General features: G+C 70.0%; 12 protein-coding genes. 11 read left to right on the forward strand and 1 reads right to left on the reverse strand.

All coding sequences use genetic code 11. From position 1 onward, the window contains the following. Positions 1 to 164: 164 nt before the first annotated feature. Entirely contained in the window at positions 165 to 713 is a 549-nt protein-coding gene (locus IE325_RS15350) for a beta-class carbonic anhydrase (RefSeq protein WP_190070456.1), read from the reverse strand. A 362-nt stretch (positions 714 to 1,075) separates the two neighbouring features. Here IE325_RS15350 and rsmH point away from each other — a divergent pair, with 362 nt between their 5' ends. The 11 genes from rsmH to ftsZ all read left to right on the forward strand — a co-directional run bounded on the left by rsmH (position 1,076) and on the right by ftsZ (position 15,084). Then, positions 1,076 to 2,032, forward strand: a complete 957-nt coding sequence (rsmH, locus tag IE325_RS15355) for a 16S rRNA (cytosine(1402)-N(4))-methyltransferase RsmH (protein ID WP_190070457.1) — start codon at positions 1,076 to 1,078, stop codon at positions 2,030 to 2,032. Next, positions 2,029 to 2,598 (forward strand): cell division protein FtsL, encoded by a 570-nt coding sequence (gene ftsL / locus IE325_RS15360; RefSeq protein ID WP_229911827.1) that lies wholly within the window; start codon positions 2,029 to 2,031, stop codon positions 2,596 to 2,598. Before rsmH ends, ftsL begins: the two co-directional genes overlap by 4 nt. A 44-nt stretch (positions 2,599 to 2,642) precedes the next feature. Beyond that, complete coding sequence (locus IE325_RS15365; RefSeq protein WP_308437659.1) at positions 2,643 to 4,571, forward strand: peptidoglycan D,D-transpeptidase FtsI family protein; 1,929 nt, start codon at positions 2,643 to 2,645, stop codon at positions 4,569 to 4,571. Between the two features lie 174 nt (positions 4,572 to 4,745). After that, the gene (locus IE325_RS15370) at positions 4,746 to 6,326 is read left to right on the forward strand and encodes a UDP-N-acetylmuramoyl-L-alanyl-D-glutamate--2,6-diaminopimelate ligase (protein ID WP_190070459.1); all 1,581 of its coding nucleotides are present in this window, start codon (positions 4,746 to 4,748) and stop codon (positions 6,324 to 6,326) included. A 4-nt stretch (positions 6,327 to 6,330) separates the two neighbouring features. Further along, positions 6,331 to 7,737 (forward strand): UDP-N-acetylmuramoyl-tripeptide--D-alanyl-D-alanine ligase, encoded by a 1,407-nt coding sequence (locus tag IE325_RS15375; protein WP_190070460.1) that lies wholly within the window; start codon positions 6,331 to 6,333, stop codon positions 7,735 to 7,737. After that, positions 7,734 to 8,807 carry a phospho-N-acetylmuramoyl-pentapeptide-transferase gene (gene mraY / locus IE325_RS15380; RefSeq protein ID WP_190070461.1) on the forward strand — a complete coding sequence of 358 codons (1,074 nt, stop codon included), beginning with the start codon at positions 7,734 to 7,736 and terminating at the stop codon, positions 8,805 to 8,807. The genes IE325_RS15375 and mraY overlap by 4 nt, the downstream gene beginning before the upstream one ends. Continuing rightward, positions 8,789 to 10,213 carry a UDP-N-acetylmuramoyl-L-alanine--D-glutamate ligase gene (murD, locus tag IE325_RS15385; protein ID WP_190070462.1) on the forward strand — a complete coding sequence of 475 codons (1,425 nt, stop codon included), beginning with the start codon at positions 8,789 to 8,791 and terminating at the stop codon, positions 10,211 to 10,213. The genes mraY and murD overlap by 19 nt, the downstream gene beginning before the upstream one ends. A gap of 103 nt (positions 10,214 to 10,316) precedes the next feature. Next, the gene (ftsW, locus tag IE325_RS15390; protein ID WP_190070463.1) at positions 10,317 to 11,678 is read left to right on the forward strand and encodes a putative lipid II flippase FtsW; all 1,362 of its coding nucleotides are present in this window, start codon (positions 10,317 to 10,319) and stop codon (positions 11,676 to 11,678) included. Positions 11,679 to 11,684: 6 nt separating this feature from the next. Next, on the forward strand, positions 11,685 to 12,776 hold the full coding sequence (murG, locus tag IE325_RS15395) for an undecaprenyldiphospho-muramoylpentapeptide beta-N-acetylglucosaminyltransferase (RefSeq protein ID WP_190070464.1): 1,092 nt from the start codon (positions 11,685 to 11,687) through the stop codon (positions 12,774 to 12,776). 26 nt (positions 12,777 to 12,802) lie between these two features. Next, the gene (locus IE325_RS15400) at positions 12,803 to 13,600 is read left to right on the forward strand and encodes a cell division protein FtsQ/DivIB (RefSeq protein WP_190070465.1); all 798 of its coding nucleotides are present in this window, start codon (positions 12,803 to 12,805) and stop codon (positions 13,598 to 13,600) included. Positions 13,601 to 13,887: 287 nt separating this feature from the next. Continuing rightward, positions 13,888 to 15,084 carry a cell division protein FtsZ gene (ftsZ, locus tag IE325_RS15405; RefSeq protein ID WP_190070466.1) on the forward strand — a complete coding sequence of 399 codons (1,197 nt, stop codon included), beginning with the start codon at positions 13,888 to 13,890 and terminating at the stop codon, positions 15,082 to 15,084.

The following is a 15,084-nucleotide window of genomic DNA, read 5'->3' on the forward strand; positions in this document are numbered from 1 at the left end:
CGTGTTGCCACACCCGCATTCTTGCTGCCGTTACCGATTCGTGTCACTCGCCTGTGGACAACTGCCTGCGTTATGTCGGGTCTTACGGCCTTTTGGGCACGCCCGAGCGCAAATTGACAGCAGAACGACAGCTACGGCGGATGGTCACGCGGCGTCCGCGGCGGCTACGCGGCGACGTCGATCTCGCGCAGCAGACCCGTCTTCACATCGAAGACGAAGCCCCGCACGTCGTCGGTGTGCAGCAGGAACGGCGAGGTGCGCACCCGCTGCATCGACTGCCGTACGTCCTGGTCGACGTCCCGGAACGCCTCCACCGCCCAGGAGGGCCGCTGGCCGACCTCGTCCTCCAGCTCGTGCCGGAAGTCCTCGGTGAGGCTCTCCAGGCCGCAGCCGGTGTGGTGGATCAGGACGACGCTGCGGGTGCCCAGCGCGCGCTGGCTGATGGTCAGGGAGCGGATCACGTCGTCGGTGACGACGCCGCCCGCGTTGCGGATGGTGTGGCAGTCGCCGAGCTCCAGGCCCAGCGCGGCGTGCAGGTCGAGACGGGCGTCCATGCAGGCCACGACGGCGACATGCAGGACGGGACGGGCGTCCATCCCGGGATCGGCGAACGCGGCGGCGTACCGCTCGTTCGCATCGACGAGGCGGTCGGTCACCGTGCCGCCGCGTATGGCGCCTTCGGGCTCGGTGGGAACAGATGCGGAAGTCGTCATATTCATGACGGTACTGGTCACCCGTCCTCCGGTCCTGTCGTGAGAAGGAAAAAGAGCGTCATCACGTTCAGCATGTGACCTAACGCACAGGGGGTTCGCGACGCGCAGGTCGGTTGATTGACCGGAAGACAGGGTGGACTAAAGTGACGCGAAGCGGGAGGCGAGGCCCCCTGCTGGACTGTTTTCCCCGGAGACCCCGGCGATTTCCTCCGAAGGGTCTCCCCGCGTGCGCGGCGCGTACGTACGGCTCGGCCTCCTCCCGCTCCCGGTCGGCTGACGCTCCTGGCGCCGGCAGGCCTCCCCTTCACGAGCGGGCGGGGACCCGGCGGTGCGTACGGCCCTGCCGGATCTGAGAGGGCCCCTTGAGTCACAGTCGACATGTCCCGGTGATGCTCCAGCGGTGCCTGGACCTGTTGGCCCCCGCCCTGCGGGAACCCGGAGCGGTGGTCGTCGACTGCACCCTGGGGCTCGGCGGCCACAGCGAGGCCCTGCTGACGCGGTTCCCCGAGGCCCGGCTCGTCGCCCTCGACCGCGACAAGGAGGCCCTGCGCCTGTCCGGCGAGCGGCTCGCCCCGTACGGCGATCGCGCGAGCCTCGTGCACGCCGTGTACGACGAGCTCCCGGACGTCCTCGCCAGGCTCGGCATCCCGCGCGTGCAGGGCGTCCTGTTCGACCTCGGCGTCTCCTCCATGCAGCTCGACGAGGCCGACCGGGGCTTCGCCTACGCCCAGGACGCCCCCCTCGACATGCGCATGGACCAGACGGCCGGCATCAGCGCCGCCGAGGTCCTCAACACCTACCCGCCCGGCGAGCTCGTCCGGATCCTGCGCGCCTACGGCGAGGAGAAGCAGGCCAAGCGGATCGTGTCCGCCATCGTGCGTGAGCGCGACAAGGAGCCGTTCAGCAACAGCGCCCGGCTGGTGGAGCTGATCCGCGACGCGCTGCCGCAGGCCGCCAAGCGCACCGGCGGCAACCCGGCCAAGCGCACCTTCCAGGCGCTGCGCATCGAGGTCAACGGCGAGCTGTCCGTCCTGGAGCGGGCGATCCCGGCCGCGGTGGAGGCCCTCGCCGTGGGTGGGCGGATCGCGGTGCTGTCGTATCACTCACTGGAGGACCGGCTGGTCAAGCAGGTGTTCGCGGCCGGCGCCGCCAATACGGCCCCGCCGGGGCTGCCCGTCGTCCCCGAGCAGTACCAGCCGCGGCTCAAGCTGCTGACGCGCGGTGCCGAACTTCCCACCGAGGAAGAGGTCGCCGAGAACCGGCGGGCGGCACCCGCGCGGCTGCGCGGAGCCGAGCGCATCAGGGAGTCCATCGAATGACCGGAGCGAGTAGGAAACCCGAACTGAGGGGTCGGGCCGCCCGGCTCGCACGACTCTTCCCCCCGGGCGCGGGACAGGCCGCCCGCGCCCCCTTCGTCCTCCTTGTCGTCGTCCTCCTCGGCGGCGGCCTCATCGGGCTCCTCATGCTGAACTCCGCCCTCAGCGAGGGCGCGTTCAAGCTCGACGACATCCAGAAGGAGACGAAGGCCCTCACCGACGAGGAGCAGTCACTCCAGCGGGACATCGACGCCTACTCCGCCCCCGACGCCCTCCAGCGCCGCGCCCGCGAACTCGGCATGGTCCCCGGCGGCGACCCCGCCTTCCTCGACCCCGACGGCACCGTGAAGGGCGTCCCCAGCGCCGCCCCCGCCGGGCAGCTCGGCGGCCGTACCCCCGTCGTCCTCGCCCCCGAGGCCATCCCCGGCGCGCCCGTGCCGCTCCCGGCACCGAGCCCGACGCCCCAGTCGGCCACTCCCGGCCAGACCGCGCCCCAGTACGCGCCACCCCCCGATCCGCAGCCCGCCCCGTCCACCCAGTCCTCCGCGTATCCGACCCCCGGCAGGTGACGGAAGTGGCCGACAAGTCAGCAGGGCAACCGCCGCGACGCCGCGTGCCAGGCCCCGCGAAGCCCGCCCGCTCGGGCAGCGCCCAGCGGCGTCCGGGCCCCGGAGCCCGTCCGGCCCGCCGCCCGGGACGGCCGCGCCCCGGGGCCTCCGCCGCGATCCGGCTCGGCAGCCCGCGCCCCCGGCTGCGCATGGTGAGCCTGGCCCTGACTCTCGTCCTGATCGCGTTCGTCATAAGGCTGCTCCAGGTGCAGGGCGTCGACGCGGGCACCTACGCGGCCAAGGCCGAGAAGAACCGGTACGTCGGCTACACCCTGGCCGCCGAGCGCGGCGGCATCACCGACCGCAACGGCGTGGCACTCGCGACCAGCGTGGACGCGTACGACATCACCGCCGACCCCACGCTGTTCTCCCGTGAGCAGCTGAAGATCGACGACGGCCCGGAGCAGGCGGCCGCCCTGCTCGCCCCGATCCTCGGCCAGGACCAGCAGAAGATCGTCAACAAGCTCCGGCCCGCCAACAAGAACCTGCGCTACACCCTGCTGGCCAGCCGCCAGACCCCGCAGGTCTGGAAGCAGATCAAGGACCTCAAGAGCGCCCTGGCCACCAAGGCCGAGACCGACAAGAGCACAGTCAATGTCCTCGCCGGTGTCCTCTCGGTCGCCAGCAGCAAGCGCGTGTACCCGAACGGCGATCTCGCCGCCGGGATACTGGGCTGGGTCAACTCCGACGGCAAGGGCGGCGGCGGTGTCGAGCAGCAGCTGAACAAGGAGCTGTCCGGTAAGGACGGCGAGATCCGCTACGCCCAGTCAGGCGGCCGCCAGGTCCCCACCGTGGGCTCCACCGAGACGCCCGCCGTGCCCGGCAGCGACGTCGAGCTCACCATCGACCGCGACATCCAGTGGGCCGCGCAGAACGCGATCACCAAGCAGGTGCAGGAGTCCCGCGCGGACCGCGGCTATGTGATCGTCCAGGACACCCGCACCGGCGAGATCCTCGCCATGGCCAACTCGCCCGGCTTCGACCCGAACGACCTCTCCGAGGCCTCCAGCGCCAACATGGGCAACGCGGCCCTCCAGGACGCCTACGAGCCCGGCTCCACCGCGAAGGTCATGTCGATGGCCGCCGTACTGGAGGAGGGCGTGGCCACGCCCGGCACCCATGTCATCGTGCCCAACCGGCTGCACCGCGGCGACCGGCTCTTCAAGGACGACATCGACCACGACACCTGGTTCCTCACGCTCAACGGTGTGCTCGCCAAGTCCAGCAACATCGGCACCATCCTCGCCACCGGCCAGCTCGGCAAGACCCAGTCGGCGGCCAACAAGGTCCTCTACGACTATCTGCGCAAGTTCGGCCTCGGCAGCTACACCGGGCTCGGCTTCCCCGGCGAGACACGGGGCATCCTCGCCGCCCCGGACAAGTGGTCGACGTCGCAGCAGTACACGATTCCTTTCGGCCAGGGCCTGTCCCTCAACGCGATGCAGGCGGCCTCGATCTACTCGACGATCGCCAACGGCGGCGTACGCGTCGAACCGACGCTGGTGCGCGGCACCGAGGGGCCCGACGGGAAGTTCACCGAGGCGCCCAAGCCCAAGAAGACCCGGGTCGTCAGCGCCAAGACGGCGAAGACCCTCGCCCAGATGCTGGAGTCGGTCGTGGACGACCGGGAGGGCACCGGCACCAAGGCGCGCATCCCCGGCTACCGGGTCGCGGGCAAGACGGGTACGGCGAACCGAGTGGATCCGGCCACCGGGAAGTACCGCGGCTACACATCGTCGTTCGCCGGCTTCGCACCCGCGGACAACCCCCGGATCACGGTCTACTGCGCCATTCAGAACGCCACCCAGGGCAACTACTTCGGCGGCCAGATCTGCGGCCCCATCTACAAGCAGGTGATGGAGTTCGCGCTGAAGACCCTCCAGGTACCGCCGACCGGCGCCAAGCCCGCCAAGCTCCCGGTCGCCTTCAACTGACCACCCCGATCAGCACCGAGCAGCCACAGGAACCACCTCGTGACAACGATCACCCCGGACCCCGGGAACCAGGGCGGCGCCCGCCCCTCACTTCGCTCTCATGCCGGTGCGCCCGGTACGCTCACCGCCGTGCCACACGCTGATCAGTCCCAAACCACCCAGAAGGGGCATCCTGTGACCTTTCCAGGACCGCCCAGGCCGACGCAGGTCTCCGCCACACCCCTCGCGGAACTCGCCGGTCAGCTGGGTGCCGCCACGCCGGAAGGCGGCCCCGCCGAGATCACGGGCATCACCCATGACTCGCGCGCCGTCCGCCCCGGCGACCTGTACGCCGCCCTCCCCGGTGCCCGTCTGCACGGCGCCGACTTCGTCACCCAGGCCGCGGGACTCGGTGCGGCCGCCGTGCTGACCGACCCGACCGGCGCCGAGCGCGCCGCGGCGACCGGCCTGCCGGTCCTGGTCGTCGACGACCCGCGCGGGCAGATGGGCGAACTGGCGGCCACGATCTACGGCCACCCCGGCCGCGATCTGCTCCAGATCGGCATCACCGGCACCTCCGGCAAGACCACCACCGCCTATCTCGTCGAGGGCGGACTGAAGACGCTCCGCTCGACCGACGAGGGGGGTCGGCGCGAAGCGCTGTCGGTTGAGGGCGGTGGCGGGCGACGGGTGGGACTCATCGGCACGGTCGAGATGCGCATCGGCGACGAGCGCATCAAGTCCGAGCGCACCACCCCCGAGGCCACCGACCTCCAGGCCCTGTTCGCCGTCATGCGCGAACGAGGCGTCGAGGCGGTCGCCATGGAGGTCTCCAGCCACGCCCTGGTCCTCGGCCGGGTCGACGGCTGCGTCTTCGACATCGCCGTGTTCACCAACCTCAGCCCGGAACACATGGAGTTCCACTCCGACATGGAGGACTACTTCGGGGCCAAGGCGCAGCTGTTCACCCCCAAACGCAGCAGGCTCGGCGTGGTCAACCTCGACGACGAGTACGGCCGCAGGCTCGCCAAGGAGGCCGCCGTCCCGGTCGTCACCTACTCCGCCGAGGGCCACCCCGACGCCGACTGGCGCGCCGAGGACGTCGAGGTCGGCCAACTGGACTCGACGTTCACCGTGATCGGCCCGGAGGGCGAGCGGATCGGCGCCAAGTCCCCGCTGCCGGGCCCCTTCAACGTGGCGAACACCCTCGCCGCCATCGTCGCCCTGGCCGCCGCCGGCCTCGACCCGCAGACCGCCGCCGACGGCATCGCCGCGGTGCCCGGAGTGCCGGGCCGCCTGGAGCGCGTGGACGCCGGACAGCCGTATCTCGCGGTCGTGGACTACGCCCACAAGACCGACGCCGTCGAATCGGTACTGCGCGCCCTGCGGCATGTCACCGAAGGCAAGCTGCACATCGTGCTCGGCTGCGGCGGGGACCGGGACAGGACCAAGCGGGAGCCGATGGGCGCCGCCGCGGCCCGGCTCGCCGACACCGCCGTACTGACCTCCGACAACCCCCGCTCCGAAGACCCCCTCGCGATCCTCGCAACCATGCTCCAGGGCGCGGCGTCCGTGCCGGTACACGAGCGTGGCGAGGTCCAGGTCTTCGAGGACCGGGCCGCCGCGATCGCCGCGGCCGTCGCGCGCGCCCAGCCCGGTGACACGGTGCTGGTCGCGGGCAAGGGCCATGAGCAGGGCCAGGACATCGCCGGAGTGGTCCGTCCCTTCGACGACCGCCAGGTGCTTCGCGAAGCTATCCAGAAGACCCAGGGATGAACTTGTGATCGCCCTCTCTCTCGCCGAGATCGCAGAAGTCGTCGGCGGGCAGACGCACGACATACCGGATCCGTCGGTCCAGGTCACCGGATCCGTCGTCCGGGACTCCCGTGAAGTGGAGCCCGGCAGCCTCTTCGTCGCCTTCGTCGGCGAGCGCGTGGACGGCCATGATTTCGCCGAGGCCGTCGTGGCGGGCGGCGCGGCCGCCGTCCTCGGCTCACGGCCCGTGGGTGTCCCCGCGATCGTCGTACCGGACGTCCAGAGGGCCCTCGGCGCCCTCGCCCGCCATGTCGTACGCCGGCTCGGCGCGACCCTGGTGGCCCTGACCGGCTCGGCGGGCAAGACCAGCACCAAGGACCTCATCGCGCAGGTGCTCCAGCACAAGGCGCCGACGGTGTGGACGCCGGGCTCGTTCAACAACGAGATCGGGCTGCCGCTCACCGCCCTCAGCGCCACCGAGGACACCAGGTTCCTCGTCCTGGAGATGGGCGCCCGCGGCGCCGGCCACATCCGCTACCTCACCGGTCTGACGCCCCCTCGGATCGGCCTCGTGCTCAACGTCGGCACCGCCCACATCGGCGAGTTCGGCGGTCGCGAGCAGATCGCCGAGGCCAAGGGGGAGATCATCGAAGGGCTTCCGGCCGACGGTGCGGCGATCCTCAACGCCGACGATCCCCTCGTACGGGCCATGGCATCCCGTACGAAGGCGAAGGTGATCCTTTTCGGAGAGTCCGGCGAAGCGGACGTTCGCGCCGAGAACGTGCGACTCACGGACAGCGGACAGCCCTCCTTCATGCTTCACACACCCTCCGGGTGCAGCGATGTGACCATGCGCCTGTACGGTGAGCACCACGTGTCGAACGCGCTCGCCGCGGCCGCCGTCGCCCATGAGCTGGGCATGTCCGTAGCTGAGATCGCCATCGCGCTCTCCGAGGCGGGCTCCCTCTCCCGCTGGCGTATGGAGGTCACCGAGCGCCCGGACGGCGTGACCATCGTCAACGACGCCTACAACGCGAACCCCGAGTCCATGCGGGCCGCCCTCAGGGCGCTGGCGGCCATGGGCAAGGGGCGTCGTACGTGGGCGGTGCTCGGCAAGATGGCCGAGCTCGGGGACGAGGCGCTCGCCGAGCACGACGCGGTCGGACGGCTCGCCGTCCGGCTCAACGTCAGCAAGCTCGTCGCGGTCGGGGGCAGGGAAGCGTCCTGGCTGCAACTGGGCGCATATAACGAGGGTTCGTGGGGTGAGGAGTCGGTGCACGTGTCCGACGCACAGGCGGCGGTCGACCTGTTGCGCAGCGAGTTGCGCCCGGGGGACGTCGTACTCGTGAAGGCGTCCCGTTCGGTCGGTCTGGAGAGCATCGCCGAGGCGCTGCTCGCGGGCGGTACCCAGGGTGAGGTTGCCGCCCGATGATGAATCAGATCCTGTTCTCAGGAGTCATTGGTCTTTTCCTCACCCTGGTCGGCACCCCGCTGCTGATCAAGCTGCTGGCCCGCAAGGGCTACGGCCAGTACATCCGTGACGACGGCCCGCGCGAGCACCACGCCAAGCGCGGTACGCCGACCATGGGCGGTATCGCCTTCATCCTGGCGACGATCGCGGCGTACTTCCTGTCCAAGCTGATCACCGGCAAGCCGCCGACGTTCTCCGGCATCCTGGTGATCGGTCTGATGGCCGGCATGGGTCTGGTCGGCTTCCTGGACGACTACATCAAGATCGTCAAGCGGCGTTCGCTGGGTCTGCGGGCCAAGGCCAAGATGGCCGGCCAGCTGTTCGGCGGTATCGCCTTCGCGGTGCTCTCGCTGCAGTTCGCGGACAACCGCGGCAACACCCCGGCGTCCACGAAGCTCTCCTTCGTGCAGGACTTCGGCTGGTCCATCGGCCCGGTGCTGTTCGTCGTCTGGGCACTGTTCATGATTCTCGCCATGTCGAACGGCGTGAACCTGACGGACGGTCTGGACGGCCTCGCCACCGGCGCGTCCGTGCTCGTCTTCGGCGCCTACACCTTCATCGGCGTCTGGCAGTTCCAGGAGTCCTGCGCCAACGCGCAGATCCTGCCCAGCCCCAACGCCTGCTACGAAGTACGCGATCCGCTGGATCTCGCCGTAGTCTCCTCCGCGCTGATGGGCGCCTGCCTCGGCTTCCTGTGGTGGAACACGTCACCGGCCAAGATCTTCATGGGTGACACCGGTTCGCTGGCCCTCGGCGGCGCGCTCGCCGGTCTCGCCATCTGCTCGCGCACCGAGCTGCTGCTCGCCATCCTCGGCGGCCTGTTCGTGCTCATCACCATGTCGGTCGTCATCCAGGTCGGCTCCTTCCGGCTCACCGGCAAGCGCGTCTTCCGCATGGCGCCGCTCCAGCACCACTTCGAACTCAAAGGCTGGTCCGAAGTCCTGGTCGTGGTCCGCTTCTGGATCATTCAGGGCATCTGTGTGATCGTCGGCCTCGGCCTCTTCTACGCGGGATGGGCAGCGGAACGGTGACCGACTGGCAGGGGAAGAACGTCACCGTCGCCGGACTCGGCGTCTCCGGGATCCCGGCGGCCAAGGTCTTGCACGCGCGCGGGGCGAACGTCACGGTCGTCAACGACGGCGACGACGCACGCGCGCGTGCCCAGGCCGAGGAGCTGGAGGCGCTCGGCATCACGGTCCGCCTCGGCGACGGAGCGACCCTGCCCGAAGGCACCGAGCTCATCGTCACCGCGCCCGGCTGGAAGCCGGACAAGCCGCTGTTCGCGGCGGCCCGTGAAGCCGGTCTGGAGATCTGGGGCGACGTCGAACTCGCCTGGCGGCTGCGCGGCCCCGACGCCGCGCCCTGGCTCGCCGTCACCGGCACCAACGGCAAGACCACGACCGTCCAGATGCTGGCCTCCATTCTCAAGGCGGCCGGACTGCGCACCGCCGCCGTCGGCAACATCGGAGTCTCGCTGCTGGACGCGGTGCTCGGCGACGAGCCGTACGACGTCCTCGCCGTGGAGCTCTCCAGCTACCAGCTGCACTGGGCGCCCTCGCTCAGGGCGCACTCGGCCGTCGTGCTGAACATCGCGCCCGACCACCTCGACTGGCACGGCTCCATGGAGGCGTACGCCGCCGACAAGGGCCGTATCTACGAGGGCAATCGCGTCGCCTGTGTCTACAACGTCGCCGACAAGGCCACCGAGGACCTGGTGCGCGAGGCGGACGTCGAGGAGGGCTGCCGGGCCATCGGCTTCACGCTGGGCAGCCCGGCCCCGTCCCAACTCGGCGTCGTCGACGGCATCCTCGTCGACCGCGCCTTCGTCGAGAACCGGCAGAAGAACGCCCAGGAGCTCGCCGAGGTCGCCGACGTCAATCCGCCGGCCCCGCACAACATCGCCAACGCCCTCGCGGCGGCGGCCCTCGCCCGGGCCTACGGGGTGCCTCCCGCGGCCGTACGGGACGGGCTTCGGGCCTTCACCCCGGACGCCCATCGCATCGCGCATGTGGCGGACGTGGACGGGGTCGCTTACGTCGACGACTCCAAGGCCACCAACACCCACGCGGCCGAGGCGTCGTTGGCGGCGTACGACTCCATCGTCTGGATCGCGGGCGGGCTCGCCAAGGGCGCCGTCTTCGAGGAGCTGGTCGCGAAGTCCGCGAAGCGGCTGCGCGCGGCCGTGCTCATCGGCGCCGATCGTGGCCTGATCCGTGAAGCCCTGGCGCGACACGCGCCGGAAGTACCCGTCGTCGACCTCGACCGGACCGACACTGGGGCGATGCTCGCGGCAGTCCAGGAGGCCCGGCGACTCGCCGTTGCCGGAGACACGGTGCTCTTGGCACCTGCTTGTGCCTCGATGGACATGTTCGCCAACTATAACCAGCGCGGTGACGCGTTCGCGGAGGCGGTCCGCGAACTCGGCGCGGGCGCCTGACGGCGGGTCTCGGCCACAGCGGGTGCTTCGGGACCCTTGGAGGGACGCGTGACTCGGATGTGGCCGGACGGTAGGTACGCCCACGGCGAAGCGGTGAGCGCCCATGCCCGGTAGCCGTACGGGAGGACCCCCCGTGCAGCGGGCCGTGCGGCGCCCCGTCACTCCGCGGCCGCCGCACGACAACCCGGTACGGCGGCTCCACGCGCGCGTGCAGAAGGCGTGGGACCGGCCGCTGACCGCGTACTACCTCATCCTCGGCGGCAGCCTGCTGATCACCGTGCTCGGTCTGGTGATGGTCTACTCGGCCTCCCAGATCACCGCGTTGCAGATGTCGCTGCCGGGGTCGTACTTCTTCCGCAAGCAGCTGCTCGCCGCCGCGATCGGCACCGGGCTGCTGCTCGCCGCCTCCCGTATGCCGATCAAGCTGCACCGGGCGCTGGCCTATCCGATCCTCGCGGGCGCCGTCTTCCTGATGGCGCTGGTGCAGGTGCCCGGGATAGGAGTCGCGGTCAACGGCAACCAGAACTGGATCGCCCTCGGCGGCTCCTTCCAGATCCAGCCCAGTGAGTTCGGCAAGCTGGCGCTGGTGCTGTGGGGCGCCGACCTGATCGCCCGCAAGCAGGACAAGAAGCTGCTGAACCAGTGGAAGCACATGCTGGTGCCGCTCGTCCCGGTCGCCTTCATGCTGCTCGGGCTGATCATGCTCGGCGGCGACATGGGTACGGCGATCATCCTGTCGGCGATCCTGTTCGGCCTGCTCTGGCTGGCGGGGGCCCCGACCAGGCTGTTCGTGGGGGTCCTGTCGGTCGCCGGGCTCATCGGACTGGCCCTGATCAAGACCAGCGAGAACCGTATGGCCCGTCTCGCCTGTCTCGGCGCCACCGAGCCGCGCGGCGGCTCCGTCGACTGCTGGCAGGCCGTGCACGGCATCTACGCGCTCGCGTCCGGCGGGATCTTCGGCTCCGGACTGGGTGCGAGTGTGGAGAAATGGGGCCAACTCCCCGAAGCCCACACCGACTTCATCTTCGCCGTCACCGGTGAGGAACTGGGCCTGTCAGGGACGCTGTCGGTGCTCGCCCTCTTCGCGGCTCTAGGCTATGCGGGTATCCGCGTGGCCGGACGCACGGAGGACCCCTTCGTGAGGTACGCCGCGGGAGGCGTGACCACCTGGATCACCGCGCAAGCCGTGATCAACATCGGTGCGGTGCTCGGCCTGCTGCCGATCGCCGGCGTCCCCCTGCCGCTGTTCTCGTACGGAGGGTCCGCCCTGTTGCCGACCATGTTCGCCATCGGGCTGCTCATCGCCTTCGCACGCGACGAGCCCGCTGCGCGGGCAGCGCTTTCCGTGCGGCAACCCCGCTTTGGTAGAAAGCGTGCGGGAGGCGCCGTGCGTGACCGGGGGCCTCGGAGATGGAACACGATGCGACGGCGTGCCAATGCGGCGCGTCCGTCCGGAGAGCGGTGAATTTCGGTGCATGTCGTACTCGCCGGTGGGGGGACCGCCGGCCACATCGAGCCCGCGCTCGCCCTCGCGGACGCCCTGCGCAGGCAGGACCCGACCGTGGGGATCACGGCCCTGGGCACGGAGCGCGGCCTGGAGACCAAGCTGGTGCCGCAGCGCGGCTATGAACTCGCGCTGATCCCAGCCGTACCGCTGCCGCGCAAGCCCACCCCCGAGCTGATCACCGTCCCGGGCCGGCTGCGCGGCACGATCAAGGCGACCGAGCAGATCCTGGAGCGCACCAAGGCGGACGCCGTCGTCGGCTTCGGCGGCTATGTCGCCCTGCCCGGCTACCTCGCCGCCAAGCGCCTCGGTGTGCCGATCATCATCCACGAGGCCAACGCCCGTCCGGGCCTCGCCAACAAGATCGGCTCGCGGTACGCCGCCCAGGTCGCCGTCTCCACCCCGGACAGCAAGCTCCGCAACTCGCGCTACATCGGCATCCCGCTGCGCCGGACCATCGCCACCCTCGACCGGGCCGCCGTCCGCCCCGAGGCCCGCGCCGCGTTCGGCCTCGACCCGAACCTGCCCACGCTGCTGGTCTCCGGCGGCTCGCAGGGCGCGCGCCGGCTCAACGAGGTCGTCCAGCAGGTCGCGCCCTGGCTCCAGCAGGCCGGAATCCAGGTCCTGCACGCGGTCGGCCCGAAGAACGAACTGCCGCAGGTGCATCAGATGCCGGGGATGCCCCCGTACATCCCGGTACCGTACGTGGACCGGATGGACCTCGCGTACGCCGCGGCCGACATGATGCTCTGCCGCGCGGGCGCGATGACCGTCGCCGAACTCTCCGCCGTCGGACTCCCGGCCGCCTATGTCCCGCTGCCCATCGGCAACGGCGAACAGCGGCTGAACGCCCAGCCGGTGGTCAAGGCCGGCGGCGGGCTGCTGGTCGACGACGCGGAACTCACGCCCGAGTGGGTGCAGCAGAACGTCCTGCCCGTGCTGGCCGACCCGCACCGGCTGTACGAGATGTCCCGCGCCGCAAGCGAGTTCGGCCGCCGGGACGCCGACGACCTGCTCGTCGGCATGGTGTACGAGGCGATCGCCTCGCAGCGCCGTTAGCGACCGTATGACGGAGGGCAGGGAGCGTGGCCGGACCGACGACCGCCGAGCGCGGTGAACGCCAGCAGGAGTCGTCCGACCCGCCCCTCGCCCGGCGGCGGTTGAGGCTGCCAAGACTTCGTACGATGATCATTCTTGTTGTCTTCCTCGCGCTCCTCGGCGGCGGCTCCGTCTGGGCGCTGTACGGCTCCAAGTGGCTGCGCGTCGAGCGGGTATCGGTCGCCGGGACCCGGGTTCTGACGCCCGGACAGGTCCTCGACGCGGCCGACGCCCCCGTCGGGGCACCGCTGATTTCCGTCGACACCGGAGCGATTGAGGCGCGACTGCGCCGGAAATTGCCCCGAATTGACGAGGTTGACGTGGTCCGCTCGTGGCCCCATGGAATCGACCTGAAAGTGGCGGAGCGTACTCCGGTTCTGGTTGTTCAAAAGGGCGGAAAGTTCATCGAAGTGGACGATGAAGGTGTCCGTTTCGCCACGGTTTCTGATGCCCCGAAAGGCGTTCCCACACTGGAATTGTCGTTGACCCGGTCCAGCTCCGCCGCCGCGAGTCTGCGCCGTTTCGGCGAGGCCCGTCTGACGCGGGAAGCGGTGCGGGTCGCCGACGCCCTTCCGGCCGCTGTCGCGCACAGCACCCAGGTCGTCAAGGTCCGTTCCTACGACGACATCTCGCTGGTGTTGAGCGGAGGCGCGACCGTCGCCTGGGGGAGTGGCGAGAAGGGGGCGGCGAAGGCTCGCACACTTACCGCTCTCATGAAAGCCTCGCCGGATGCGCGGCACTTCGACGTCAGCGTTCCCACGGCCCCCGCGTCATCGGGAAGTTGACGCACATCCGCGCAGGCCAGCACCCTGGTTGGGCAGCGACATGGCTGATCACATAGGGTGAAAAGAAAAACGGGAGGTTCGGCGTGTTCGTTGAACGTGCGCCACTTGTCGACTTAGTGTCCTGTTCAGAAGACTTCAAGGAACAGACACACTGGTAACCCTAAACTTCAGGGTTAGGGTTCGGGTCGGCGCTACGGACCGTCCCATTCGGCATCAGTCGCCGGTTCGCGAAGCACATCGCTCCCCGCGTTCCGACGACCCGTAACTCGAGGCGAGAGGCCTTCGACGTGGCAGCACCGCAGAACTACCTCGCAGTCATCAAAGTCATCGGTGTCGGCGGCGGTGGTGTCAATGCCATCAACCGGATGATCGAGGTCGGTCTCAAGGGCGTCGAGTTCATCGCTATCAACACTGACGCACAGGCGCTGTTGATGAGCGACGCCGACGTCAAGCTCGACGTCGGCCGTGAACTCACCCGCGGACTCGGCGCCGGAGCCAACCCGGCCGTGGGCCGCAAGGCCGCCGAGGACCACCGCGAGGAGATCGAGGAGGTCCTCAAGGGGGCCGACATGGTCTTCGTGACGGCCGGTGAGGGCGGCGGCACCGGCACCGGCGGCGCGCCGGTCGTGGCCAACATCGCACGCAACCTGGGCGCCCTCACCATCGGTGTGGTCACACGGCCGTTCACCTTCGAGGGACGGCGCCGGGCCAACCAGGCCGAGGACGGCATCGCCGAGCTGCGCGAAGAGGTCGACACCCTCATCGTGATCCCGAACGACCGGCTGCTGTCCATCTCGGACCGCCAGGTCTCGGTGCTCGACGCCTTCAAGTCGGCCGACCAGGTCCTGCTCTCCGGTGTCCAGGGCATCACTGACCTCATCACCACCCCGGGCCTCATCAACCTCGACTTCGCCGACGTGAAGTCGGTCATGTCCGAGGCCGGTTCGGCACTCATGGGCATCGGCTCGGCCCGCGGCGACGACCGCGCGGTGGCCGCGGCCGAGATGGCGATCTCCTCGCCGCTCCTGGAGGCGTCCATCGACGGCGCCCGGGGCGTGCTGCTCTCCATCTCCGGCGGCTCCGACCTCGGCCTCTTCGAGATCAACGAAGCGGCCCAGCTGGTCAGCGAGGCCGCCCACCCCGAGGCCAACATCATCTTCGGCGCGGTCATCGACGACGCCCTCGGCGACGAGGTCCGCGTCACCGTGATCGCGGCCGGCTTCGACGGCGGCCAGCCGCCGGCCCGCCGGGACAACGTCCTCGGCTCGACCTCCTCCGCGCCCCGCCGCGAGGAGCCCACTCCGGTACGGCAGCCCGAGTCCCGCCCGTCCTTCGGCTCGCTCGGCAGCGTCACGCCGAAGGAGGAGCCGGAGCCCACGCCGGAGCCGGTGGCCGACATCCCGGTCGCCCCGCCGGTACCGCCGTCGCGGACCTACGCCGACAGCGCCGCGGAGGAGCTGGACGTCCCGGACTTCCTTAAGTGA

Origin of the sequence: Streptomyces lanatus (assembly GCF_014655715.1) — a bacterium.
Lineage (GTDB): Bacteria > Actinomycetota > Actinomycetes > Streptomycetales > Streptomycetaceae > Streptomyces > Streptomyces lanatus.